We start from the raw sequence: 24,748 nt of genomic DNA, 5'->3' as shown, positions 1-24,748 counted from the left end.
ATCATTTCTTCCATGTAAATCCAAATTTATCCCATGCTTGTAAATAATCGAGTAAGAAAATCTCTTCTTCCACTATACGGCCCACTACGTTTGTCTTTCCTGTATTCACCATATCTTTTAAGGCAATTTGTAATTCCCCTTTATACTGACCGTACTCTTCATTATCGATTAAAATATCGCCTCGTTTAATCGCTCTTGTATGATGCGGTTTAAATTCTTCTTTTTTATATTTCACGCGGCTTTGTGTTGAGCGAATCATATATTCTGATACGTCCCCACGATAGAAATGCGGTTCTTCCAATATAATCTTTCTCTCTAACTCTGTTGTTGTATCATAAATTTCCACATCAAATATTTGCTTTTCTTTATTGATTGCCCCAAGTGCTTTTAGCTCAGCTTCTGATGCGTATGCATTTGCAATAATGACATCATCAATGACCCCTGTTGCAAATAAATGCTTCGCTTGTGTTGTAATTGGTAATTCACGATGTTGTTCGATTGTACATAACCCTTCCGTTACTGGCCACGGACCATATGTTGCATCAAAAGATGTAACAAATGCTGCCGTTCTCATTCCATACTCTTTAAACTGTTTTGAACATTTCATAAAGTGATCATAAGAAAGACCCGAATAGCGATGTGGATAGAAATTATGACAACCAATTAAATTTTCTTTGTTTGGACGATGACTCATAATATTATCAACATATTTTGTACCATTGCTCATATTAATCTCGATTTTTAGCCCATATGGATTATATGTCATAATAGATTCTTCTAATCCTGAAAAACCAACATCTAGCCGAATGCCATATGCACCTAATTTATGGAAAAACGATAAATCATCATAAGAAATACCAAGCTGCTTAAACACTGCTGGACTTATATCAACGAGTACTTGAAAACCTAATTCATTTGCATGAGAAATCGTTTCCTTAAATTCTTTCATAACTGTTTCTTTGTCTCCATCAACGGATAATAAACATGTAAATACTCGTGTAAATCCATACTGATGTGCTAATGTTAAATATTCCTTATCTTTCTCTACTGTAGAATGTTCTGGATAAATAGAAATACCTAATTGTCTCATAAAGTATACGCCTCTTTCTTCATCATAATTGTAAACCTTTACAAATAAATGTAGATGAATAACTATATCCCCTAACCATTTACTACATTTTTGAATCCATTTTCTTTTCCGAAAAACTTCTGTCAATCATAACAACTAGCAGACTATACATCTATACTTTAACTCTTTTTCAAAGAATTGTGTAGTCTTTACACAAATTTGTAAATCTTTTTTATATAAAAAATCATTCCTCTACTTCAGTTCAACTTTCTTGACTGTTACATTGGCCAATACATATACTCGAAGGAACAGAGAAAAATTATAATATAGGAGATGAATATATGGGAGAAGCTGCACTTATAGAGCGAGAATCCTTATGGACAAAAGAATTTATCGCGCTAATTTTCGCTAATTTATGTATGTTCTTAGGTTTTCAAATGTTAATTCCAACGCTTCCTGTTTACGTAAAAGAAATTGGTGGCTCAAGTTCTAATATTGGTTTTGTTGTCGGCATATTTACCGTTGCAGCACTTTTTATTCGCCCCTTAACAGGAAATGCATTGCAGAAGTTTGATAAAAAAATTATTTTAATGACTGGGACTGCCATTTGTTTGCTAGCTATGGGCAGTTATTTGTTTGCTTCAACAGTATTTCTTCTACTAGCTGTCCGGATTTTACACGGAGCTGGTTTCGGTATGACAACCACTACATATGGGACGATTGTCTCTGACTTAATTCCACCTGCTCGCCGCGGGGAAGGAATGGGATATTTTGGTCTGTCTGGAACGATGGCAATGGCACTTGGTCCTCTCATCGGATTATGGATTATGCAAAACTATAACTTTACTATTCTTTTTTTATGTGCACTATCTTGTACTGTTGTTTCTCTCATTTTAACAAAACTATTAAAAATGAAAGAAATGGCAAAGCCACTTCTACAAAAACCCGAGACATTTTTAGATGGTTTTATTGAGAAAAAAGCTTTACTTCCTTCATTATTAATTTTATGTATTACCCTTATGTATGGAGGAATTGGTAGCTTTATTACATTATTTGCTGCACAAGTCGGAATTACTGATATTAGTCTTTTCTTCTTATTTAACGCACTTGCAATCGCTGTAACTCGTCCCTTTTCTGGAAAGTTATATGATGCAAAAGGACATATATTTGTAATCATTCCTGGTGTTTTACTAACTTTTGCAGGAATTATTCTTCTATCGTATACAACAGCGATACCAAATTTAATTATTGCTGCTAGTTGTTATGGTAGTGGATTTGGGGCCATTCAACCTGCCTTGCAGGCATGGATGATTGACCGGGTTTCTCCGCACAGACGAGGTGTCGCTACTGCAACATTCTTCTCTGCATTTGACCTTGGCATCGGTGCTGGAGCAATTCTGTTCGGATTTATTGCCCATTTTACAGACTATGCAACTGTATATCGTTACTCATCCGTGTTGCTAATCGTCTTCCTTTTCATTTACATAACAAATGTAAGAAAAGAAAGACGATTAGGGAAAAGACACGAAAAAGCTGCTGGATAACAGAGGTTCAGCGGCTTTTCTTATTCATTACGATGATATTTTAATTTTGTTGTTACGTTATTGCCAAAGTAACAATATATTTATATATTACTTATTCATTCATATCCTCTTCATAATCTGCATATTTTTCGTATATTGACCTCACAATATGTATAACGCTTCTTCATCATTGTTTTTTACAAACTTACTTTTAAAACCAATTAAATCCAGAAGATTCTTTAAGTAAATGTAAACTTTTTATTCCTTTGTAAATTTAGTGTAAATTTTAACGATAATCCGTTTACAGTCAATCAAGGTTTAGTTAATAATTACACCGTACATGAAATATAAGGAGTGGAATTCGTGGAATTTAATATTCAAGATATGCTCTTCCAATTTATTGGGGGGTTAGGTATTTTCTTATTCGGAATTAAATACATGGGAGATGGACTGCAACAAGCAGCTGGAGATCGTCTCCGTGATATTCTCGATCGCTTCACAACAAATCCACTGATGGGTGTACTAGCTGGTATGTTAGTTACTGTGCTTATTCAATCTAGTTCTGGTACAACCGCTTTAACAGTTGGACTTGTAAGTGCTGGCTTTATGACGTTACGACAAGCCATCGGCGTCATTATGGGGGCAAATATTGGAACAACTGTTACAGCATTTATTATTGGAATTAAAATTGGAGAATATGCTCTTCCTATTATGGCAATCGGAGCAATCTTCCTATTCTTCTTTAAAAATAAAAAAGTACAATCTCTTGGACAAGTCGTATTCGGATTTGGGATGTTATTCTTCGGTTTAGAATTAATGAGTACAGGTATGAAACCACTCCGTTCTTTAGAATCATTCCAGGAGCTAACAGTAAGTATGAGTAATAATCCTATTTTAGGTGTGATTGTTGGTACTGTATTTACTTTAATTGTACAAAGTTCAAGTGCAACAATTGGAATCTTGCAAGAGTTATTCGGGCAAGGAGCAATTGATTTAAAAGCTGCACTTCCTGTATTATTTGGTGATAATATCGGAACGACGATTACCGCTGTTTTAGCAGCAATTGGTACTTCTATCGCGGCGAGACGTGCGGCATTCGTACATGTTATCTTTAATATCGTTGGAACCATTATCTTTACAATCTTATTAATACCTTTTACAAGTTTAATTCAATATTTCCAAACATCATTAAACTTAAATCCTGAAATGACAATTGCCTTTGCACACGGAACATTTAACGTGACAAATACAATAATTCAGTTTCCATTCATCGCTGTCTTAGCTTGGATTGTAACAAAAATCATTCGTGGAGATGATGCTGCTATCGACTGTAAGCCGCAGCACTTAAATCCTATTTTCATTGAACAATCTCCTGCTATCGCTTTAACAGAAGCACAAAAAGAAACGATTCGCATGGCAGAGTTTGCATTACACGGACTAAAAGAAGCGCGCTGCTTTTTAAATACGAAAGAAAAGAAGCACGCGGATATGGCAGCTCAACTAGAAGGGGCGATTAATAATTTAGATCGAAAAATTACCGACTATTTAGTATTGCTGTCTGAAAAGCCTCTTTCGCCAATAGATTCTGAAAAACATTCCGCATTATCATCTGTTGTCGGAGATATCGAACGCATTGGAGATCACGTTGAAAATTTAATCGAGCTTGTAGACTCTCAAATTTCCAATCGAATTACACTATCTACTGAAGCCATGGAAGAACTAAATGAAATGCTAGAGTTAACAGTTTCTACATTACAAGATGCGATCCATGCTTTAACAAACTTTGACACCGAACTTGCTCAAACAGTCATTACGAAAGAACGTAAAATTGATCAAATGGAACGCGTATTGCGTAAACGCCATGTGATGCGCCTAAATGAGCGCAGTTGCTCCGGTGATGCGAGCATTATCTTTGTCGATATGGTAAGTAATTTAGAACGTATCGGTGACCATGCTGTCAACATTGCAGATGGTGTGTTAGGGGAACAAGGAAAATTCTCATTAAGACAAACATTATAAAGACAAAAGAGACGCTTGAATCAGGCGTCTTTTTTGTTTTTACCAAAGTCGCTTTTCTGCTGAATTATATAAAATAGCCCCGTTCCTTCTCTTCTTGGACATATTCCAACAAATTTGACATTCCTATGCTTTTCTCACATTACATATTTTCATTTCACATAAAACCTATTATACTTGTCATATATTCATAAAACATAATAATGACATGCTATATAAATCTGACTTCCCATAAAATAAATTGAATTTTTGCGAAATGTAAATAATTTGTAATGTTCTTTTGCACTAAATTTCATTATAATTAGTTGATATGAGTTTCGTATTTCAATCCAAATGAAGGAGTACATGAAATGGATCAAAACCCATCTTTACAAGAGAATACACGTAGTAATACAAAGAAAAAAGGAAAGAAAAAAACAAAAATTATTATAAGCGCCCTTTTATTATTTTTAATAATAGGAGGAGGTTATACTTGGTTTTTAGTCAATAAAGCATCTTCTGCTGTTCGAAATGCCGCTCACGATTTAGCGCGCGGTAATAAATCAGATTTGCGTGATAAAGCTGTAAAACCTATTACAAATAATGTATCTGTATTAATAATGGGTGTTGATGAAAGCGATGTCCGCGGAAAAGAATACGGTAACGCAATCCGTACTGATGCCCTATTACTAGCAACTTTTAATAAAGATAGTAAAACGGTCAAGCTATTGAGCATCCCGCGCGACACATACACATATATTCCCGTAGAAAAGAAAAAAGATAAAATTACACATGCACATGCATACGGTTCAGCGAAAAACGGGAAAAATGGCGGACCACAAGCAAGTATCGATGCCGTAGAAAAATTACTACATGTTCCTGTCGATTACTTTGTCAAATTCAATTTCAAATCCTTTATGAAAATTGTTGATGATTTAGGTGGCATTAAAGTGGATGTTCCTGTTGAATTCACAGAACAAGATAGTAACGATAATCCAGATGCAATTCACTTGAAAAAAGGGGTTCAAAAATTAAATAGTGAGGAAGCACTTGCACTTGCTAGAACGCGTCATATCGATAGCGACGCAATGCGCGGACAACGTCAACAACTTGTGATTGAAGCAATTTTAAAGAAACTAACAAGCGTTGGTTCAGTTACAAAAGTAGGAAATATTATTGATGATATTAACGGACAATTCGTTACAAACTTAACATTTGATGATATGTTATCATTTTATAAATACGGTTCTGATTCTACACTTGAAAAATTGCAAATTGAAGGAACAGACTGCTACATGGCTAAAGGTGATGACACATGCAGCAAATCTGCTGGTGGTGGTAGAATATATTACTATAAACCAGATGAAAAGAATTTAAAAAGCTTAACAAATGAACTTCGTGAACATCTTGGATTACCTGCATATACAAAGAAAGAGTCAGATAAGAAAAAGCAATCTAACCCTGAAGCAGAAGAAAATCAGGATTCAAATCATAATGAAAATGAAGAAGATACAGAAACAGAGTCTCATAACAATTAATCAAAGCCCCAGCTCTATAGAAATAAAGCTGGGGCTTTATGTATCTATCAACTTAAGAATTCCTAAAATTAAAACTTTTTAAACTATCAATTTTTATATCTTTAAATTATAATAAAAGATAGCAGAATATTTTAATTAACAGGAGGCACATACAAATGAAAGCAGCCGTAAAACATAATATTTCCGACTTTAAAGACTATTTAAAGTCCAATGATATATATATGGAAGAAATCGTTGATGAAAATGATGGTTCCGTACATTTCACAGTAAATTTAACTACAGAAAGTGGCGCAAAAATACACCTAATCGCAGCCTTCCATAATGACCATCCAACTGTAGATATATATTGCTTCAATGTTGCACAATTAGCTGATTCAACATCCAAAAGTGACATTTTATATATGTTAAACGAGCTGAACACATCATATAGATTTGCAAAGTTTACACTGAACAATAGAAATATTATCGATATCTCCACTTCCCTTGCCTTTTCAGAGCCACATTTTAACCCAGCGCTTGTCTTCGAACATGCGAGAATGCTATATCAATTAGCGAATGATGAGTATGAAAAGATTATGAAAGTAATTTGGAACTAAACAAACTTATGTAGGGGCCGTCCAAAACTATAACCTGTGGACAGTCTCTATTTCTCTTTTTAAAACAGCAAGATGGACCAGCTCGTTCATATTTCATGTCAAATCACTAATATTGCTTATGATCCATATAAATGAAAAAGAATGGACAAAAAATGTAAATACAATTGTTTATCCATCCTTTTCATTACATAACTATTCTTCACACATACTTCCGATGCACCATCTTCCCATCATATGAAAAGACAACGCCTTTACTCTCTACAATCGACTCTAAATGCACCGTTCTTCCCCATAGTTGATAAATATATGGCAGTACTTTCTCTAAATATTTTAAATCGAGCTCAATTCCTTCATAACAATGCTTAATATATAGCTCGCCATTCTTTAAATAATCTCCATTTTCTACAACTAGATATGGGAATCCGCCATTTGTCCGCATATTTACAAGCTGATCGCGAACATGTTCCCACTCTTTATCCACTACTTTATACTCTTTCCCTTGGCGTTGGAATAAGTACATATCTTCTCTCATCACTAAGTCCTTATTTAAATAGTTTCTTAAAAATGATACATCCCATTCAATTTCCCGTACTTCAAAGATTTTTTCACGACCTGACCCAGGCTTCACCCCGCGGCGCTTCATCTCTTCGGTCGGGTTATTATAGCGTTCTTCAATATCTTCAAACACTTTAATACCGAGGTAATACGGATTAATGTTCGTTTTAGAAGGTTGCACAACGCCTGCATTTAATTTCGCAAATTCAATCGATTCATCGGATGTTAAATCCATTTCACGGAGTATGCGTTGATGCCAAAACGAAGCCCAACCTTCATTCATGATTTTCGTTTCAAGCTGTGGCCAAAAATAAAGCATTTCTTCCCTCATCATCGTTAAAATATCGCGCTGCCATTCCTCTAGTTCTCGGCTATACTCTTCGATAAATAAAAGCAAATCTTTTTCAGGTCTTGGTGGAATTTTTTTCTTTTTTCTTATTCGCGCTGGTTCTTTCTTTTCATTTTGTTCATCTAATCTCCATAAATCATCGTATTCTGAAACTCGTTTCTTTTCTGCTTCTTCCACATCCTCGATGCTCCATGCTAATTTTGGACGCATGAGCGATGGATCAATATGCTCTTGAATTGCAAGTACAGCATCTAAAAATTTTTCGACCTCTTCTTTTCCATATTTATGCTCATACGCTTTAACACGATCAGCAGTCGCAGCCATGCTTTCCACCATATCGCGCTTCGTATTCGAAAAGCGAATATTATTTTTAAAGAAATCACAATGCGCCAATACGTGCGCCACAATTAATTTATTTTGAATTAAAGAATTCGTATCTAATAAAAATGCATAACATGGATCCGAGTTAATCACAAGTTCATATATTTTACTAAGTCCCAAATCATAATGCAGCTTCATTTTGAAGAACTGTTTTCCAAAGCTCCAATGTGAAAAACGTGTTGGCATGCCATACGCACCAAATGTATAAATAATTTCCGCTGGGCATACTTCATAGCGCATCGGATAAAAATCTAGTCCAAACCCAGTCGCAATCTCTGTAATTTCAGCAATCGCATATTGCAGTGCTTTATCATCACTCGCTCTCATTATTTTCCCTCCTTACACTCTCCCTTAAGAAAGTGTATGAAGGGAAACAAGCTTTCATGAAAACTAAACAAAATTCTCATGCATATCGGAATCATTTCGTTTCCTGAATGTAAACAGAAATTCCTACTATAATATAGAATATTAAAATATACACAATCTCATTCCATATGTATCATAAAGGAGCTGATGATATGAAGTATGGGCTGTTCGCCGAGAACGAGTCCTTTTCTATATTGTTTCGGGACTTGGACTACTACTACCTCATTTATTGCTAGCACTTCCACTATTTCTAGATTCTACATTAACTTCTGTTGACTTTATTATTTTACTCTCGTTAATTATACGAATTAATTTTTTTTGTTTTGGATTATGTCTGATATTCGATATGAATTTAGAGAAGAAACTCTTTATGCACGCTGTGGGCCATTTCGATGCAGCATTCCGTATCCCCCATATGACAAAGGTCAATAAAACAAATGACATGATGCTCGGGTTTCGGTTAGCTGCAACATTAGAAGGGATTGAAATTCACTTTTTAGCAGTTTGAAACTTTCACCACAAAACGAAGAAGCCTTTATTGCACAATTACAGAAAAAATGCCCCAAATTACAAAACAATTCGATTGTAAAATAGGATAGAAAAAGCGACACTATCAATGTGAAGTGTCACTTTTTCTATCCTTATTACTCTTCAATAATATCTAGTTTCTCCACAATCGGTGTGCGCGCTTTTCCTTCTGGCGTTTTATCGAAATAACCGACATGAAGAATACCAATGATGCGCTGTCCCTTTGTTAGTCCAATTCCTTCTATAAATAATGGATTATAAATTAATCCACCTGTTTTCCAAACAGAGCCTAAACCGCGTTCCCACGCAAGCAATTGAAAGTTTTGCATAAATGCACATGTTGCGGCATAATCTTCATCACGCTGAATTTGACGTGGATCTTCATCCATATAAACAACGATTTGAGCAGGTGTGCTTAAGAAACGATCGGATAAAATTTTACCGCGCTTTGCTTTTTCTTCTTCTGTAAAAGAATTTAATACGGCATCTACTAGTTTCTTGCGCCCTTCGCCAATAAATAATTTACAATTCCATGGCTCACGATGTTTATGGTTCGGTGCCCATGCCGCATCATTTAATAATTCAATTAATAGCTCTTTCTCAACTGCTTTATCTATAAATGTACGAATCGATCGCCTTTCTTTCATGACATTTGCAATGGAAGTATATGTAGTCATATTGTTCTCTCCCTTATTTTACTCTATATGTATACGTTTGTTATTGATAGTGATTTTCAATTTCGATTATAACTTAGTTTTCTATCATTAATCAATATTTTATGTTGAAAAGCCATCAAAATCCTGCCCTAAAATAGCGAGAGTTACTATGAATTAAAAAACTTGACATGTTCACAAGTTTTTCATCATAAACATTCTCCTTATTTTACCGTATAATATTTCGCTATCCCCAAAAACTAACGAAAGCAACTTATAAAGGAAAAGAGGTGGATATGATGTTCAAATTTTCATCAAAAAAACAAGGATCGACAAAGAAAAAGACGCCTTGTTCTATTCCTGAATTTATTCATACAATGAAAGAATCTCTTGATTTTGTTTCCTACCCTATTGTACAGGACGAAACACTCTGTCTTTTTTATTACAAAACGGTAGTCGATGCACGCCTCATTGAGCAGTTTATTTTAACACCGCTCAAAAAGCAGTTAAATAAGCTGAAAAATATAACGGATGTAGCAAATAGCATTCCCATGGAAGACATTGTCGTCTCTCCTTCTATTGATGATATTCGTGAAAAATTATTAGCTGGATATGTTCTCATTCAAATGCAAAACCATTCAAAACAATATGTCCTTATACGTGTAGAAAATACATCAATAGGAGCTCGTACATATAACGATACAGAAAATGAGTATAGCGTCATTGGACCTAAAATCGGGCTTGTCGAAAATATTGATATCAATATTCACTTACTACGCAAAAATATTGTAACAGAACAATTAATTTTCAAAGAAATTACGGTTGGATCTATATCCAAAACAAAAGTTGCCGTAGCTTATATAGAAGGCATTACGAATAAACAACATATTCATACTGCTATTCAACGCTTAGAGGGCATTGATTTTGATGTTCCTTTTGACGCAACAATGATTGAGCAATTTATTAGTGATAATAGTAATTCGCCATTTCCCGTTCTACTACCGACAGAGCGACTTGACCGATCTGTATTTGCTTTAATCAATGGACAAGTGCTCATTTTAACAAATGGATCACCTTATGCATTAGCTGGTCCAACAACTTTATTAGATTTCTTTATTTCACCGGAAGATTATTATTTGCCGTGGCTTATTGGCTCTTTTTTTCGGATGATACGTTTTTTTGGTGCGATCTTCTCGTTATTTTCTTCTGCGATTTATACAGCAGTATTAACGTATCATTATCAAATGATTCCGGCAGATTTATTAGGTCCGATTATTTTTTCTCGAGCAAATGTACCTTTCCCACCAATTTTAGAAGCACTTTTTTTAGAAATTACAATTGAGTTATTACGTGAAGCAGGTGCGCGTTTACCAACAAAAGTCGGGCAAACCCTTGGAATTGTTGGTGGAATCGTAATTGGACAAGCTTCTGTTGAAGCAGCTTTAACAAGCACCATTTTATTAATTGCGGTCGCTTTATCCGCTCTTGCATCTTTCACAACGCCAACTGTCAAAATGTCATCTACAATTCGCTTACTCCGATTCCCACTTATCCTTTTAGCTGGTGCATTTGGAGGTCTCGGTCTCATTATCGGATTTGTATTCATTTTAACTCATTTACTTCATTTAAAATCACTTGGATCGCCTTATTTATTGCCGTTATATCCATTCCGTGGTTTAAGTACAGCGGAAGGATTTCTTCGTCTTCCATTTAGTCAAACGGCAAATCGCCCTTCTTTCTTACGCCCAAAGTCACAATGGCGTTATGACGCTAAAAAAGCAAAACAAAAATACGATGGAGAGAAAACATGAGAAGAATATTATCTTTTTTAGTCATTATTTTGCTATGCTCTCAATTCGGATGCGCACAAATGCATACAGTAGATACACAAAGAATGATTCATGCAGCTGGATTTGATATATCAAAAAAACAGGAGTTTCAAGGAACTATTTTATATCCCGAATATACCCATGGTGTAAATACGAAACCGAAAACGCAAACAACGACAGCAATTTCACTCGAAACGATTACGTCTCGTTTGAACGCAAAGTCTCCGCATAATATTGTAGTTGGACAAATGCGTGTCGTCTTATTTGGAAAGTCTTTTGGCACATATGGAATAGGTGAAATAGTGAATAATTTACAGCGCAATCCGAACATTGGTCGCGATGTACAACTCGCTCTTGTTGATGGTTCATCTAAAAAGCTTTTACAGCATGTAAAAACACACGGTTCCTTATATCTTGCTGATTTACTGGAACAAAATGTACGAAATGAAACGATTCCTCGTACAGCTTTAAATTTGTTTTTATATGACTATTACTCAAAAGTACGTGACCCTTTTTTGCCGTATATTTCAATCGATAAAGACCAGGCAGTTTCAGTGAAAGGACTTGCCTTTTTAAAAAAAGATAAAGTCGTCATGTATACGGATAACCAAGGATCCTTTTTAGTCAAACTTCTTATGAATCCAACAAAAAATGGCCACTATGAAGTACCTATTCAAAAAGGGAAACATAAAGGGCTCGTTGTGATTCAAAATTTATCTGGCAAAAGCATCTACCAAGTTAACAATATGGATCATACAGCGAAAGCACGCATTCGTTTAAAGCTAAACGGATTAATCACAAGCTCCCCTAATTGGATGAACTTAACAAATAAAAAAAATATTTCTTTCATTCGAAAACAAGTAGAAAATACGCTAAAAAAACAAGCAGAACAACTCATTCAAGAATTCCAGCAAAAAAACATAGATCCATTAGGTATATGTGATGAAATGAGAAGCCGAACAAGGGAATGGAACATAAAAGAAATTAGAAAGATGTATCCTTCAACAGATATTCATGTTGATGTAAATGTGAATATTGTACAATCTGGCATCGGAGAATAGTGAGGTGATAAGATGAGTACGAAAAGCACTGAAAAAACAAAAACTGTTTCTCCTTATTTCATATTTTTTTTACTACACTCCTTACAAATTGGAGTGGGTATTCTTGGTTATCAACGAATTATTATAAAGAGCGCTGGTCATGACGCATGGATTGCTATCATTATAGCTGGTGCTGCAACTCATATTGTATTATTTTGTATGTTAAAAATGTTAGAGAAAGATGATGATTTAGTTCAGATCCATACAACATGCTTCGGAAAATGGATTGGGTCTTTCTTAACTTTATGTTTCACTTTTTATTTTCTATTATTTTGTCTTACCGTTCTACGGACATATATTGAAGTAATTCAAGTTTGGGTATTCCCTACCATAAAAGGATGGACGTTGACTTTACTTTTTTTACTTGTTACTTACTATGCATTAAAAGGAGGATTCCGCTCTGTAACTGGAATCTGCTTTTGGGGAACTGTATTACCCATTTTCGTTGTTCTTTTTTTAGTTTTCCCACTACAATATGCTCATTTTCGTAACATATTACCAATTTTCATACACTCACCTATTGAAATGTTACAATCAGCTAAAGATTCTTCATTAGAATTTTTAGGATTTGAAGCCATACTTGTTTTTTATCCATTTATTGAAAAAGGAAAATCATTTAAAAAATGGGCTCATGGTGGTATTTTATTTACTACCATTGTATATGGAGTGTTAGCGGCCGTTTCTATTATGTATTTTAGTGAAGGCTTACTAAATCACACCATCTGGCCAACATTAACGATGTTAAAAATTATTAAAGTTCCTTTTATTCAACGATTTGAGTACATTATTATTTTTATTTGGTTACTGATTATTTTACCCAACCTATGCTTAACAATCTGGTCAGCTTGTCGTTCTGTAAAGCGTTCTTTCCATATCTCATTTAAAGTTACACTCCCTTTTTTTATTACAATTGTATTCATCGCCTCTTTATTTTTTACAAATCGAGAAAGTATCAACATATTAAACACCACTTTATCTCAAACTGGAATGTATATTGTATATACATACATTCCCTTACTTTGTATATGGCACTCGATTCGCTGGCGATGGAAAAAGAAAAAAACTGCTCCATAACAGTAGAGAATTTGATACAATTCAATTAATACGTAGCTAAAGGAGGATAAGCATATAAAAAAATATATATTCTCTCTACTTGTAATCATGAGCCTACTCCTTACTGGATGTAGTAGTGCACATGACAAGAAAGTTTCAAGATCAAAAGAAGATCATGCTTCTCACATTGCACAAGGTGACGTGCAAGAAAAAACAAATGGAGTAGAAACACTCCCAACCTTTTTAGACAAGCTAGACCCACAACTAAAAGATATCTATACAGTCGCAGGAAACAACGCCGAATTATTAAGTTGGATTCCTTGTTACTGTGGATGTGGTGAAAATGTGGGACATAAAAGTAATAAAAATTGTTTTATTAAGGAAATAAAACAAAATGGAGAAGTTGTTTGGGACTCCCATGCAACAACATGTGTAAACTGTTTAGAAATTGCAGTCAAATCTGCATCTATGCAGCAAAACGGAAAGTCTCTACTTGAAATTAGAAATTACATCGACAATACATATAAAGAAGGCTATGCAAAACCGACGCCTACACCAATGCCCAAAGCTTAAAAACGAGGAATCCTCTCGTTGTTTATTAGCAAATTCTTTCACGTGTATTTCCACTTATCTTTCACACACTATATGTAACTCCTCGGTAAGGAGGTACACAATGAACACCTACAACGACTACGACAAAGCGCTCTATTACACATATTGTTGTAATTGGGATAAGTTACTTGTTTTAATGGTACAAACAAAAGATCAAATATTTTCAAAACGAATTGAACGCTTTTTACATGCGTATCAATATGGAAAACAATTATCTGAAGTAGATAAACAACTACAACTGTTATTCCAATATATTGACCATGCCTCACAAAAGTCCTATATGGAAGAAATTGAACAGCTACAAATGTAAAGAAAGAGCTTGTCCAAGAAGAATTATTTTTGGACGGGCTCTTTTTACAAGCATTAATTTTACTAACGATGAAGTAACGGGATTGATCGGTTAGTTGCTATCTCATGTAGAAATCGCCAACTTTTTGAATGTTTTTCCACATTCATGTTCATAATACATATATGATTGTGAATTGGACGTGATAACTTTGCGGAAACTGTTATACATATTCCTTTGTACCATTACAGTCTTAACCGGTTGTCAACCAAAGAAAAACATGGATTCATTTCATGGAAAGAAACAAGATAAATATACATACAATCTTCTCATTATCGGCAGTGATTCACGCGACGAACAACATGGGCGTGCGGATACCATTATGATTGCTCAATATAATAAAAAAGAGCATACAGCCAAACTCGCTTCTATTATGCGCGATAGCTATGTAGAAATTCCTACCTATGACAAAAAATATAATAAAATTAACGCTGCCTACTACTACGGTGGTCCAGAACTGTTACGCAAAACAATTCATCACAATTTCGGAATTGACACTTCCCATTACGTAACAATCGATTTTCAAGCGTTTGTTAACATTGTAGATACAATCGCACCAGAAGGAATTAAAGTACATGTCACGCAATCCATTATCGATGACATGAAATTATCTGTAGCACCTGGGATGCAGGCTCTTCATGGAAAAGAATTATTAAAATATGCTCGTTTTCGTCACGATAAAGAGAGTGATTTTGGTCGTGTAAGACGGCAACAAGAAGTACTTCAAGCAGTTAAACGAACATTTACTCGTAAGATGCATTCTCTAGATGGAATGCTTGATATACCAGCAATGGCACAAAAAATCGCACCAGACATCCAAACAAATTTAGATGTACAAACGCTATTTGCAATTCGCAATAGTCTATTATCAACACCAAAAATAGAAACCATGCGTGTTCCTCTTGAGAATGAGTATAATCATGCTTTTATTGAGCATGCAGGCTCCATATTACAAATACATCCCGAAAAAAATAAAGAAGCTCTTCAACGTTTTTTCAACGTCACAAGAGCTGTAAATAACTCATAAAAACAAGGTGGTATACCTTGTTTTTTGTTTTTACTACGATAAATTTTCTTGATAAAAATATTTTTTCTTTATTTTCATGTCCTCTTCATACTATAATTTAGTATGTAACTATTATAAGAGAGGTAAAAACATGGACCGTGAAAAGAAACAAGAATACGCTTTATTGACCGCTTGGGGAGCTTCTTTTATCGCTACACTTGGAAGCTTATATTTTTCTGAAATTATGAAATTCGAACCTTGTGTGCTTTGCTGGTATCAACGTATTTTTATGTATCCATTCGTTTTATGGCTTGGTATAGCTATAGCGAAAAAAGACTATCGCATCGCTTCCTATTCCTTGCCAATCGCAAGTATTGGTGCTTGCATTTCTTTATATCACTATGGAATCCAAAAAATCCCAGCGTTTTCAGAAGCCGGAGCAGTTTGCGGACGTGTCCCTTGTACAGGAGAATATATAAACTGGTTTGGTTTCATCACGATTCCATTTCTAGCATTAATCGGATTTATGACCATCATCATTTGTAGCTTTATAATCATAAAAAATAAATAAGGAGATGAAATCATGAAAAAACTGCTTATATTTGGCGGTATTGTTATCGTTTTATTTGTGGCCCTTTGGGGTGTAAGATTTATGGAAGATAATAGTAAAAAAGATTACTATGCAAACAAGATTACCCTGGAGGAGCTTCGTAAAAATATTACAGACAAAAAAGACCAGACCATTTACTTTTATCAAACAAATTGTGTACATTGTCAAAAGGTGTCTCCTATCGTTGTCCCTCTTGCGAAAGATTTGAATGTTGATATGAAAGTGATCGATATCGAAAAAGAGCCTGATGCTGTTTGGGACGAGTTCAACATTAAAGGGACTCCAACAATCATTCATTATAAAGAAGGAAAAGAAGTAAGTCGCATCAGCGGCGACCCAGGCAAAGAAACCTTTCGTAAATGGTTGAAAGAAACGAAAAAGTAACAAGAAAAGGAAACTTCCGCTATACATGAAATGGATATAAAATCCCACACTACTATATAAGGAGGGGTTTTATGCCAGAAGTACGCTGTTCCGTTTCCAATTGTTCCTTTTGGGGACAAGGCAACTTTTGTCAAGCAACTGCAATCTTCGTTCAGCCTGATGATCAAAATGCAAATCAACCAGGAGATAATTCCTATACAAATGCAGCTTTAACAGGTGAAACATTTGAAAGTGCAGTCACAACAAGCTTTGAAACGTGTTGTCAAACCTTTAAACCAAAATATTAAATCAAAACCCTTCATCGTATGAAAGATGAGGGGTTTTCTTCTGCACTATTTCATATCATAATACTCCCATATTGCCAAGCATCATGCATGAGTATCATGTATAAGATCACAATCACAATTGTTCCCCACAAAGTAATTTCTCGATATGTTCCTTCCTCGCCATCTCTTGCTTCAATAAAAGCCCAAATAAAACCTATCATTAAAAGTAGATCAACATATGGTACATACAGGAAAAAGAACAGCAGTGCATATAAATACACAACAAATAAACCAGTTGTAATTAAAAAAATTTTAAAAGCAAATTCACTATTTCCTTTCTTCATATATCCGCCCCCCAATCTATACTGTATTATATTCAACATATGACAAATTGGGGAAACATTCCAAATAAGCTACCAAAAATTTACGGTAGCTATTATTGAATATTATATTTTCGTTTATATATATTGCTCAAAACGGAATGAGGTAATTGTTCATAGTGAGTCTTCTCTCCTGATTCATCTATCATATAAAAATTATTCCCTATATAATAGTACCCCCTTTTTCGTTGAGAATAGACCGGATATCGCTCATTCGGCAACACTGTCTTTATTTTTGTCAATTGCCCATTTGGTTCTTGCCAATATAAATTCATGCGATCTACAAGCGTCAACATTCCAATTTGATCTTCTTCTACTTTGCGACCGTTCCAACTTACAACGCGGTACCCATACATATGAGCTGCCTGTTCTGGAGATGCATGAAAGCTTGAGATAATTACCTTTGTCTGTACGGATACGCGATCATACAACCATTGTATATCGCGATCATGCATGCGAATACATCCATTGGATTCTCGCCTTCCAATCGTGCCTTCACGATTTGTTCCATGAATTGCATATTCCTTTTCATTTAAGCCGAGCCATCTTGTTCCAAGTGGATTATTAGGAGCACCACCTGGAATTTTTTTTCGATGATACTCTTTATTTTTATATTTATTAATGATGCAAAAGCTTCCTTCAGGAGTTGGTGTACGAGGACTTCCTGTTGTTACCGGAAATGTTCTTACATAATTCCCATTTTCAAAAAAAGATAATTGATTGGTCGTCAAATTAATCAATATGAGATGATCTGTCTCAGCAAGCGTATGAATCGGCAGGCTGAAAAAGAGGATGACTGCTAGCCATAATTTTTTCATCTATATCCCCCCAGTACCACCATATACAATGGTACCATTAGCTTTTGCTATACTGCCGATTCTTATGAATAAAATATGAATACTCTTCTTTCCTTTTTCTTTATCCACTATTTTAGAGAAATAGCAGCCCGATTAGTGAGGGATGAAGCCCCCCACTGATTAAAATTTCACTTTATCCATTTACAATCACTCCACCATTGACATGAATCATTTGTCCTGAGACATAGGTTGAATCTTCTGAAGCTAAATATACGTAAGCTGGTGCCAATTCATACGGCTGTCCAGGTCTCTTCATTGGAACATCGCTTCCAAATTCAGCTACTTTCTTTTTATCAAAACTTGATGGAATAAGTGGCGTCCAAATAGGGCCCGGTGCGACACCATTTACCCGGATTCCTTTTTGCATTAATGACTTTGCAAGCGACCTTGTAAAAGCAACAATCGCTCCCTTTGTCGCCGCATAATCAATAAGTTGCTCATTTCCTTCATATGCGACAATAGATGCTGTATTAATAATAGCATCGCCCTGCTTTAAATGTACTAATGCCGCTTTTGTAACATGAAAATAAGAAAAGATATTAATACGAAATGTTTTTTCAAGTTGCTGCGCAGTAATATATTCTAAACTTTGCTGCGGATATTGCTGCGCGACATTATTGACAAGAATATTGAGACCACCTAATTGAGAAACAGTTTCTTTCACAATTTGCTCACAATGTTGTTCATCACTTACATCTCCTGGAAGCAATATACACTTTGCACCATGTTTCTCTACTAACTTTTTTGTTTCATTTGCATCTTCATGTTCGTCTAAATAAGCAATTGCGATATTTGCCCCTTCTTTTGCAAAAGCAACTGATACCGCTCTTCCAATGCCACTATCTCCCCCTGTAATAAGCACATATTTTCCTTTTAATTTCCCGCTTCCCTTATAGTACGGATTATCATATTGAGGAAGTGGATTCATAAGAGACTCTACTCCCGGTTGTTTATTTTGATGTTGCGGTGGCAATGTTAAAAATGTTTTCTGCTGTGTCATCCGTTCTTTCAACTCCTTCTTACTCTTTTCTTCTTATCATGTACATATCTACTAAAAGTAATTATGTATCAAGTACTTTCACTGCATTTTAAAGAGGAGTCTTACTATCCATCAATAGCGGAAAAAACACGAATTGTATACATCGTTTTATGACTAATATTCGACATCAAAACATAAAATACAAAATGGTATAAACTTTTTTTGTACAAAACTCTTGCAAAAAAAACAAAAAAACGAATATTATATATAACTGTTGCTAGAATCATTCGTAAACAGAAAGGATGTTTATATGTTTAACCTTTCAAAACATAAAACTTCTATTAAAACTGAAATTATGGCAGGTATAATCACCTTTTTAACAATGGCATATATTATTGTCGTAAACCCTGTTATCCTTGGAGATGCGGGTGTTCCTTTTGAGCAAGCATTTACAGCAACAATTATTGCTGCTATTGTCGGAACATTATTTATGGCCATCTTTACAAACTTACCAATTGCAATTGCTCCAGGTATGGGACTGAATGCTTACTTCTCATACTCGGTAGTAAAAGCACACGAAGGCATGACATTTACAATTGCATTCTCTGCTGTATTTGTGGCAGGTATGATTTTAATTTTATTATCATTCACATCTTTCCGTACAAAATTAATGGAAGTCATTCCGAATAACTTAAAACATGCAATCACTGCTGGCATTGGCTTATTTATTGCTTTTATCGGCTTACGCATGACAGGAATCGTAACAAAACATGACTCTAACTTAGTAGGACTTGGTGACCTTCACTCTGCTCCTGTGTTACTAGCGTTCGCAGGTCTTGGAATTACGCTTATTCTTATGTCCTTAAATATAAATGGTGCTATTTTTATCGGAATGTTATTAACGGGAATAATTGCTTACTTCACGGGACAATTAACATTCTCAAACGGCATTACATCCATGCCTGGATTACCTGAAGGAATTATTGTTTCTAATCCAATTACTGCTGTTTCTGATGTTATCCAATACGGATTGTACGGCGTTGTCTTTTCATTCTTCCTTGTTACATTGTTCGATACAACGGGTACATTACTTGGAGTAGCTCAGCAAGGTGGATTTATGAAAGATGGCAAACTTCCAAAATCAGGACGAGCTCTTCTATCAGATTCTTTCTCAGCAACAATTGGTTCTATGTTTGGAACAACACCATCAACAGCTTACATTGAATCCTCTGCGGGCGTGGCAGCTGGTGGCCGCACTGGTTTAACAACAATTACAGTTGCTGTATTGTTTGTAGCTGCAGCATTCTTCGGTCCTTTAGTAAGTGCTGTATCTGGCGTTTCAGCAATCACATCACCATCATTAATTATCGTTGGTAGCTTAATGATGGGTGCTGTACGTAACATTGATTGGGATGTATTTGATGAAGCATTCCCAGCATTTTTAGTGATTTTAAGCATGCCACTTACATCCAGTATCTCAACAGGGATTGCCCTTGGATTTATTTCATACCCACTTATGAAAATGGCAAAAGGTAAATTCAATGCTGTTCACCCGCTTGTATATATATTTGGAATTTTATTTGCTTATCAATTAATTTTCTTACCACATTAATAAAAACCCTTAGCACACAAAATTGTGAGCTAAGGGTTTTTATTATTTTTTATTATTCTTCATTTCCTTATCAAGTTTAATGACTTAGCCATCAGCCAACAAATTTCGTCATCTCACCAGTGCGAAACAATCATTACAACTACATTTAGTTTTGCAAGAATGCTTGTAAATCTGCAAATTTTCTTTTTGCGTCTTCATATCCTTGCTCATATAAGCCTTGTAGTTTTGTCACATCTTTTTCCATACGATCTACTTGCAATGGCATTTCAGGGCGAATGACAAATAAATTACCTGCTGCCTCTTCTTTTTCAATATAATGAAGTGTTTCGTTATATAATTCATAACGAGTAAGCATAGCACGAACAAGATGCGGATATTTTTTGTAGGCCCTAGCTACAACCCATCCAAACTTTGTTTTTTTCTTTGTATATCCATGATTTCTTGTTAAAATCACAACTGACTTTTTATATCCATCTGTCTGCGCCTTACGAACTGGAATTGGATCAGAGATTCCTCCATCTAATAATTGCTTGCCACGATAGTTTACAATCCGTGCAATAAATGGCAAAGAACTAGACGCTTGCAATAAGTTTAATGCATCTTCGTTCGTTCCTTCTTTTTCAAAATAAACAGGCTGTCCTGTTTCACAATCGGTCGTTCCAACAACGAAACGTTCTGGACTATTAAAATATGTTTCAAAATCAAAAGGAACGTGCTTCTCCGGAATTTCATGAAAAATGAAATCCATATCAAATAGTTGACGCTTTTTTAAAAAGTTCTTATATGATAAATATCTTGGATGTTGTGCGTAATCAATATTTACTACCTTATTTCGATTTCTTTGTCTAGAAAGATACGACGCTGCATGACAAGCACCAGCGGAAACACCAATGACATACGGAAAATATAAATCTTGTTCCATAAAGTATTCAAGTATCCCACCAGTATATACGCCGCGCATACCGCCGCCTTCTAATACTAACCCCGTATTTTCAAGCATTTCTTCCTCTCCTCTTTATATACCTAGACTATTTAATTATTCATATTGTTAAGTATCTCTTTCTATTATATATGAGTAGGTGTAAAAAAACATATTCAAAAGACTTAGCCTCTTTTACTCTTCACATGACAGTTCAAATAGCAGCATTCTTTATTTTGTACGCGTCTCTAAATGTGCTCCTACATCTCTTACAAATCTTTGGATGAACAACAATTCTTCCTCTGTATACTGATTCAAAAGAAAAAGCCATTTCTCCTCAACTTGTTGATGCAACTTCTCATGAGCTCTATAGATTTCATTTCCACTCTCTGTCAAACAAAAGAATATTTCTTTTTGATTATCCAACATTTTCATCTTTTCAACATACTTTTTGTTAAACAGCTTCGTACAAATTTTAGAAATAGCTCCTTTTGTCATTCCCATTTCTTCCGTAATCGCTGTTACATTTATTAAACCTTTGTTTCCAATACATTCAATGACATGTAGTTCTGATAACGACATCTCCCCCACACCTGCCTCCTGAAGAAAACGGGCATGATTATCCTTCATATATTCTTCTTTTTTATGAAAAAGTGTCCGAATGTCCGAAAGTATTTCTCTTTGCTTCTCTGCACGATCCAATCGATTCGCCTCCGTTATATTATATATGTTTCCACAGAAACAATTTAACTCTATATCATTTTAAATTTATTTTTTCATCTTTACAAGGAATAAAATCATGATACAATATATTTAGTTTCCTAGGAAACAAAAGGAGGTTCTACTATGAAACAGGCATTATCGTCAATAAAATTACAATCTATTTTATACACTGTTTGTTTGAGTGCTCTATTAGGATCTTTGGCTCAAAATATTTATACACCTATTTTACCAATGATTCAAACTACTTTTCACACTTCGCTCTCCCTTGTTCATTTAACCGTTTCACTTTTCACTTTTATTCTCGCAGTGATGCAGCTCGTTTATGGTCCACTCATTGATATGAAAGGCAGAAAATATATCCTAATTCCTAGTCTATGCATCGGAACCATTGGCGCAATCGGCTGTTCTTTTGCAACAAATATGTATGTATTCCTTATATTTAGAACGATTCAAGCGTCCGGAATTGCTGCCATTCCGATTGTAGCGGCCACCATTATTGGGGACTTATTTGAAGGGACAGAACGTGGAAAAGCAATGAGCATTTATCAAACGATACTTGCCCTCGCTCCTACTATCGGTCCACTAATTGGTGGCTATCTTGGGGACATAAATGGGCATGTAACTGTTTTTCTATTTTTATCTATAACTGGAATATTTTTACCCATTGTTAATATCATATTACTTCCTGAAACAAAGCCATCTATCCTTACCACAACTAAAAAAAACAGTCTTTATTGGAATCTTTTCAAACATAAAATTGGTCTCTCTATTGCCCTCATCGGCTTTATGCAATTTTGTATGTATTTTTGTTTCCTCGTTTTTTTACCTAGCATACTTACAAACGTATTCCATCTAAATGTGCATGAAATTGGAATGACGTTTGTACCGCTGGCCTTATGTATGATGCTAGGAAGTTATTGCTATAAGTTTTTCCAAAGATGGCTCTCGCCAAAACAAGCTTTACTGATTACTAGCTTTTTCAATATCCTATGTGTTCTCTTATTCTCCTTCACATATGATATAAACATCCTCATTCTTCTTATTGCGATATCCCTATACGGTTTTAGCATGGGAATATCGCTGCCCACTCACACAACTTTGTTAACAGAAGAATTTATTAAGGAGCGAGCAACTGCAATTGGGATGTACAATTTCATTCGGTATATCGGAATGAGCACAGGTCCAATGATTGGTGGTTTTCTATTTTTTTCGCAAAATTACTTTTGGATTTTCTTCATAGGTGCAATGCTATTTCTCATCATCGTCTTATATGTAAGGAAACAGCTACCGAAAAATAGCGAAATATAATATAAAAGGAATGTTCAGATAAAGTGTCTCACTACTTCTGAACATTCTCTTTTTTACTTCCTTTGATCAGCAACAATATGAATATCGATATACTTCGTTTCCCTCATGATTTCATTCACAATCGAACCTTTGCAAATTTCTTCCCACCTCGTTCTTGCAGATTGTCCAAGCAAAATTTGTGTAACTTGTAATCGTTTTGCAACTTCAATCATAACAGCTGCTGGCTTTCTCCCCTTTGCCTCTTCTAATAGAAATGTTGCCTCAAACTGTTTCGTCAATGCTTTCCATTCAGCAATGATTTGTCTTCTTCCTGCTGAAATAGATTCTACGTTGCCTCTTTCTACATTTAATACAAATAATTCAGCATTTAACCGATTCGCCATCCGCCATCCACGCCGAATTAATTTTTCTGCCGCCAAACTATATTGCACACAAACGAGGATCTTTTCTTTTACACCAATCGGTTCTATGAGTGATTGACTCATTTTCTCATCCATATCATCGGCAACTTCTCTCAGCGATAACTCTCGTAAAGCCCCCAAATTATTAATAGTAAAAAAGTGTTCCAAGCTTTGCTTAATCTTTTCTTCCTTATATATCTTTCCATCTCTTAACCTTTTCCGTAACACTTCTGGCGTAACATCAACAAGTTGAATCTCATTTGCTTTTTGTAAAATACAATCAGGAATACGCTCTCTTACTTTTATATTTGTAATCTGTTCTACGATATCATGAACACTTTCTAAATGTTGAATATTAAATGCAGATAATACTGATATTCCCGCCTCTAATAGTTCTTCTACATCCATATACCTTTTTTTATGTTTCGCTCCTGGAATATTGCTATGCGCAAGTTCATCTACCACGACTACTTGCGGTGCTCGCTTTATAATTTTCTCTACATTCAGCTCATAAAATCGCTTTCTTTTATACTCTATTTCTTGTAAAGGAATTATTTCTAAATCCAAAATAGCCGCTTCCGTTTCTTTTCTCCCATGTGTTTCAACCAGCCCAATAACAACATCTAGCCCTTCTTTCTTCATTTCATGTGCATCAAGTAGCATTTTATACGTTTTCCCAACACCAGGTGCTGCCCCGACGTATAATTTTAGTTTTCCTCTATTCATTCTCTGTATTTCTTCTAAATAATCCTCCGGTGACCTTCTTTGAAATTTCGGCTCATATTCTTCAGCGTACATAATCTCACTCCT

Annotated in this window: 25 protein-coding genes; 16 read left to right on the top strand and 9 right to left on the bottom strand. The window is 35.1% G+C overall.

What is annotated here, in order from left to right:
* Position 1: 1 nt before the first annotated feature.
* The gene (locus MR059_RS15645) at positions 2-1,090 is read right to left on the bottom strand and encodes a DUF871 domain-containing protein (RefSeq protein WP_011983754.1); all 1,089 of its coding nucleotides are present in this window, start codon (positions 1,088-1,090) and stop codon (positions 2-4) included.
* Between the two features lie 320 nt (positions 1,091-1,410).
* On the opposite strand from MR059_RS15645, the gene MR059_RS15640 reads away from it, so the two are divergent.
* The 4 genes from MR059_RS15640 to MR059_RS15625 all read left to right on the top strand — a co-directional run bounded on the left by MR059_RS15640 (position 1,411) and on the right by MR059_RS15625 (position 6,721).
* Entirely contained in the window at positions 1,411-2,613 is a 1,203-nt protein-coding gene (locus tag MR059_RS15640) for an MFS transporter (protein WP_011983753.1), read from the top strand.
* Positions 2,614-2,955: 342 nt separating this feature from the next.
* Entirely contained in the window at positions 2,956-4,611 is a 1,656-nt protein-coding gene (locus MR059_RS15635) for a Na/Pi cotransporter family protein (RefSeq protein WP_011983752.1), read from the top strand.
* 347 nt (positions 4,612-4,958) lie between these two features.
* A complete protein-coding gene (locus tag MR059_RS15630; RefSeq protein ID WP_011983751.1) occupies positions 4,959-6,125 on the top strand; it encodes an LCP family protein in 1,167 nt (388 codons plus the stop codon).
* 155 nt (positions 6,126-6,280) lie between these two features.
* Entirely contained in the window at positions 6,281-6,721 is a 441-nt protein-coding gene (locus MR059_RS15625) for a hypothetical protein (protein WP_011983750.1), read from the top strand.
* Positions 6,722-6,920: 199 nt separating this feature from the next.
* Here MR059_RS15625 and MR059_RS15620 read toward each other — a convergent pair whose 3' ends face one another.
* Positions 6,921-8,333, bottom strand: coding sequence for a SpoVR family protein (locus tag MR059_RS15620; protein WP_011983749.1), 1,413 nt, complete (start codon positions 8,331-8,333; stop codon positions 6,921-6,923).
* Between the two features lie 409 nt (positions 8,334-8,742).
* On the opposite strand from MR059_RS15620, the gene MR059_RS15615 reads away from it, so the two are divergent.
* Positions 8,743-8,880 carry a hypothetical protein gene (locus MR059_RS15615; protein WP_237701317.1) on the top strand — a complete coding sequence of 46 codons (138 nt, stop codon included), beginning with the start codon at positions 8,743-8,745 and terminating at the stop codon, positions 8,878-8,880.
* Positions 8,881-9,016: 136 nt separating this feature from the next.
* Here the strand turns inward: MR059_RS15615 and MR059_RS15610 are convergent, their stop codons facing one another.
* Positions 9,017-9,577, bottom strand: coding sequence for a nitroreductase family protein (locus MR059_RS15610; protein WP_011983747.1), 561 nt, complete (start codon positions 9,575-9,577; stop codon positions 9,017-9,019).
* Positions 9,578-9,852: 275 nt separating this feature from the next.
* Between MR059_RS15610 and MR059_RS15605 the strand changes: the two genes are divergently transcribed.
* From MR059_RS15605 to MR059_RS15565, 9 genes are all read left to right on the top strand, one after another.
* Entirely contained in the window at positions 9,853-11,364 is a 1,512-nt protein-coding gene (locus MR059_RS15605) for a spore germination protein (RefSeq protein WP_210351934.1), read from the top strand.
* Positions 11,361-12,443: a Ger(x)C family spore germination protein gene (locus MR059_RS15600; RefSeq protein ID WP_011983745.1), complete on the top strand. Its 1,083-nt coding sequence runs from the start codon at positions 11,361-11,363 to the stop codon at positions 12,441-12,443. Before MR059_RS15605 ends, MR059_RS15600 begins: the two co-directional genes overlap by 4 nt.
* Positions 12,444-12,455: 12 nt before the next feature.
* Positions 12,456-13,556 carry a GerAB/ArcD/ProY family transporter gene (locus tag MR059_RS15595; protein ID WP_011983744.1) on the top strand — a complete coding sequence of 367 codons (1,101 nt, stop codon included), beginning with the start codon at positions 12,456-12,458 and terminating at the stop codon, positions 13,554-13,556.
* Positions 13,557-13,610: 54 nt separating this feature from the next.
* Entirely contained in the window at positions 13,611-14,108 is a 498-nt protein-coding gene (locus tag MR059_RS15590; protein WP_041809460.1) for a PCYCGC motif-containing (lipo)protein, read from the top strand.
* A 100-nt stretch (positions 14,109-14,208) separates the two neighbouring features.
* On the top strand, positions 14,209-14,457 hold the full coding sequence (locus MR059_RS15585) for a YhdB family protein (protein WP_011983742.1): 249 nt from the start codon (positions 14,209-14,211) through the stop codon (positions 14,455-14,457).
* A gap of 178 nt (positions 14,458-14,635) precedes the next feature.
* A complete protein-coding gene (locus MR059_RS15580) occupies positions 14,636-15,520 on the top strand; it encodes an LCP family protein (protein WP_011983741.1) in 885 nt (294 codons plus the stop codon).
* A 130-nt stretch (positions 15,521-15,650) separates the two neighbouring features.
* A complete protein-coding gene (locus MR059_RS15575) occupies positions 15,651-16,070 on the top strand; it encodes a disulfide formation protein C (RefSeq protein WP_011983740.1) in 420 nt (139 codons plus the stop codon).
* Positions 16,071-16,082: 12 nt separating this feature from the next.
* A complete protein-coding gene (locus MR059_RS15570) occupies positions 16,083-16,493 on the top strand; it encodes a thioredoxin family protein (RefSeq protein WP_011983739.1) in 411 nt (136 codons plus the stop codon).
* Between the two features lie 71 nt (positions 16,494-16,564).
* On the top strand, positions 16,565-16,780 hold the full coding sequence (locus tag MR059_RS15565; protein ID WP_011983738.1) for a DUF1540 domain-containing protein: 216 nt from the start codon (positions 16,565-16,567) through the stop codon (positions 16,778-16,780).
* Positions 16,781-16,830: 50 nt separating this feature from the next.
* Here MR059_RS15565 and MR059_RS15560 read toward each other — a convergent pair whose 3' ends face one another.
* The 3 genes from MR059_RS15560 to MR059_RS15550 form a co-directional block, all read right to left on the bottom strand.
* Entirely contained in the window at positions 16,831-17,103 is a 273-nt protein-coding gene (locus tag MR059_RS15560; RefSeq protein WP_011983737.1) for a hypothetical protein, read from the bottom strand.
* A 92-nt stretch (positions 17,104-17,195) separates the two neighbouring features.
* Positions 17,196-17,957 (bottom strand): L,D-transpeptidase, encoded by a 762-nt coding sequence (locus tag MR059_RS15555; RefSeq protein WP_011983736.1) that lies wholly within the window; start codon positions 17,955-17,957, stop codon positions 17,196-17,198.
* Between the two features lie 172 nt (positions 17,958-18,129).
* Positions 18,130-18,996: an SDR family oxidoreductase gene (locus tag MR059_RS15550; RefSeq protein ID WP_011983735.1), complete on the bottom strand. Its 867-nt coding sequence runs from the start codon at positions 18,994-18,996 to the stop codon at positions 18,130-18,132.
* 289 nt (positions 18,997-19,285) lie between these two features.
* Here MR059_RS15550 and MR059_RS15545 point away from each other — a divergent pair, with 289 nt between their 5' ends.
* On the top strand, positions 19,286-20,587 hold the full coding sequence (locus MR059_RS15545) for an NCS2 family permease (RefSeq protein WP_011983734.1): 1,302 nt from the start codon (positions 19,286-19,288) through the stop codon (positions 20,585-20,587).
* 145 nt (positions 20,588-20,732) lie between these two features.
* On the opposite strand, the gene MR059_RS15540 is transcribed toward MR059_RS15545, so the two are convergent.
* The gene (locus MR059_RS15540; protein WP_011983733.1) at positions 20,733-21,587 is read right to left on the bottom strand and encodes a patatin-like phospholipase family protein; all 855 of its coding nucleotides are present in this window, start codon (positions 21,585-21,587) and stop codon (positions 20,733-20,735) included.
* A gap of 150 nt (positions 21,588-21,737) precedes the next feature.
* A complete protein-coding gene (locus MR059_RS15535; RefSeq protein ID WP_011983732.1) occupies positions 21,738-22,208 on the bottom strand; it encodes a MarR family transcriptional regulator in 471 nt (156 codons plus the stop codon).
* A 144-nt stretch (positions 22,209-22,352) separates the two neighbouring features.
* On the opposite strand from MR059_RS15535, the gene MR059_RS15530 reads away from it, so the two are divergent.
* Positions 22,353-23,537: an MFS transporter gene (locus MR059_RS15530; protein WP_011983731.1), complete on the top strand. Its 1,185-nt coding sequence runs from the start codon at positions 22,353-22,355 to the stop codon at positions 23,535-23,537.
* Positions 23,538-23,590: 53 nt separating this feature from the next.
* Here MR059_RS15530 and kdpDN read toward each other — a convergent pair whose 3' ends face one another.
* On the bottom strand, positions 23,591-24,736 hold the full coding sequence (gene kdpDN, locus MR059_RS15525; RefSeq protein WP_011983730.1) for a KdpD-like non-kinase potassium sensor: 1,146 nt from the start codon (positions 24,734-24,736) through the stop codon (positions 23,591-23,593).
* Positions 24,737-24,748 lie beyond the last annotated feature (12 nt).

Source organism: Bacillus cereus group sp. BfR-BA-01522 (assembly GCF_022662635.1).
Lineage (GTDB): Bacteria > Bacillota > Bacilli > Bacillales > Bacillaceae_G > Bacillus_A > Bacillus_A cytotoxicus.
The sequence above is the reverse complement of the archived record's forward strand: the minus strand, read 5'-3'. Positions and strand labels throughout refer to the sequence as shown.

What these genes read in the sequence shown, in the direction of transcription:
- MR059_RS15610 (WP_011983747.1), bottom strand. Translation starts at nt 9,577, where the DNA reads ATGACTACATATACTTCCATTGCAAATGTCATGAAAGAAAGGCGATCG.
- MR059_RS15625 (WP_011983750.1), top strand. Translation starts at nt 6,281, where the DNA reads ATGAAAGCAGCCGTAAAACATAATATTTCCGACTTTAAAGACTATTTA.
- MR059_RS15540 (WP_011983733.1), bottom strand. Translation starts at nt 21,587, where the DNA reads ATGCTTGAAAATACGGGGTTAGTATTAGAAGGCGGCGGTATGCGCGGC.
- MR059_RS15565 (WP_011983738.1), top strand. Translation starts at nt 16,565, where the DNA reads ATGCCAGAAGTACGCTGTTCCGTTTCCAATTGTTCCTTTTGGGGACAA.
- MR059_RS15545 (WP_011983734.1), top strand. Translation starts at nt 19,286, where the DNA reads ATGTTTAACCTTTCAAAACATAAAACTTCTATTAAAACTGAAATTATG.
- MR059_RS15550 (WP_011983735.1), bottom strand. Translation starts at nt 18,996, where the DNA reads ATGACACAGCAGAAAACATTTTTAACATTGCCACCGCAACATCAAAAT.
- MR059_RS15600 (WP_011983745.1), top strand. Translation starts at nt 11,361, where the DNA reads ATGAGAAGAATATTATCTTTTTTAGTCATTATTTTGCTATGCTCTCAA.
- MR059_RS15595 (WP_011983744.1), top strand. Translation starts at nt 12,456, where the DNA reads ATGAGTACGAAAAGCACTGAAAAAACAAAAACTGTTTCTCCTTATTTC.
- MR059_RS15605 (WP_210351934.1), top strand. Translation starts at nt 9,853, where the DNA reads ATGTTCAAATTTTCATCAAAAAAACAAGGATCGACAAAGAAAAAGACG.
- MR059_RS15570 (WP_011983739.1), top strand. Translation starts at nt 16,083, where the DNA reads ATGAAAAAACTGCTTATATTTGGCGGTATTGTTATCGTTTTATTTGTG.
- MR059_RS15585 (WP_011983742.1), top strand. Translation starts at nt 14,209, where the DNA reads ATGAACACCTACAACGACTACGACAAAGCGCTCTATTACACATATTGT.
- MR059_RS15640 (WP_011983753.1), top strand. Translation starts at nt 1,411, where the DNA reads ATGGGAGAAGCTGCACTTATAGAGCGAGAATCCTTATGGACAAAAGAA.
- MR059_RS15620 (WP_011983749.1), bottom strand. Translation starts at nt 8,333, where the DNA reads ATGAGAGCGAGTGATGATAAAGCACTGCAATATGCGATTGCTGAAATT.
- MR059_RS15575 (WP_011983740.1), top strand. Translation starts at nt 15,651, where the DNA reads ATGGACCGTGAAAAGAAACAAGAATACGCTTTATTGACCGCTTGGGGA.
- kdpDN (WP_011983730.1), bottom strand. Translation starts at nt 24,736, where the DNA reads ATGTACGCTGAAGAATATGAGCCGAAATTTCAAAGAAGGTCACCGGAG.
- MR059_RS15530 (WP_011983731.1), top strand. Translation starts at nt 22,353, where the DNA reads ATGAAACAGGCATTATCGTCAATAAAATTACAATCTATTTTATACACT.
- MR059_RS15645 (WP_011983754.1), bottom strand. Translation starts at nt 1,090, where the DNA reads ATGAGACAATTAGGTATTTCTATTTATCCAGAACATTCTACAGTAGAG.
- MR059_RS15615 (WP_237701317.1), top strand. Translation starts at nt 8,743, where the DNA reads ATGCACGCTGTGGGCCATTTCGATGCAGCATTCCGTATCCCCCATATG.
- MR059_RS15630 (WP_011983751.1), top strand. Translation starts at nt 4,959, where the DNA reads ATGGATCAAAACCCATCTTTACAAGAGAATACACGTAGTAATACAAAG.
- MR059_RS15555 (WP_011983736.1), bottom strand. Translation starts at nt 17,957, where the DNA reads ATGAAAAAATTATGGCTAGCAGTCATCCTCTTTTTCAGCCTGCCGATT.
- MR059_RS15560 (WP_011983737.1), bottom strand. Translation starts at nt 17,103, where the DNA reads ATGAAGAAAGGAAATAGTGAATTTGCTTTTAAAATTTTTTTAATTACA.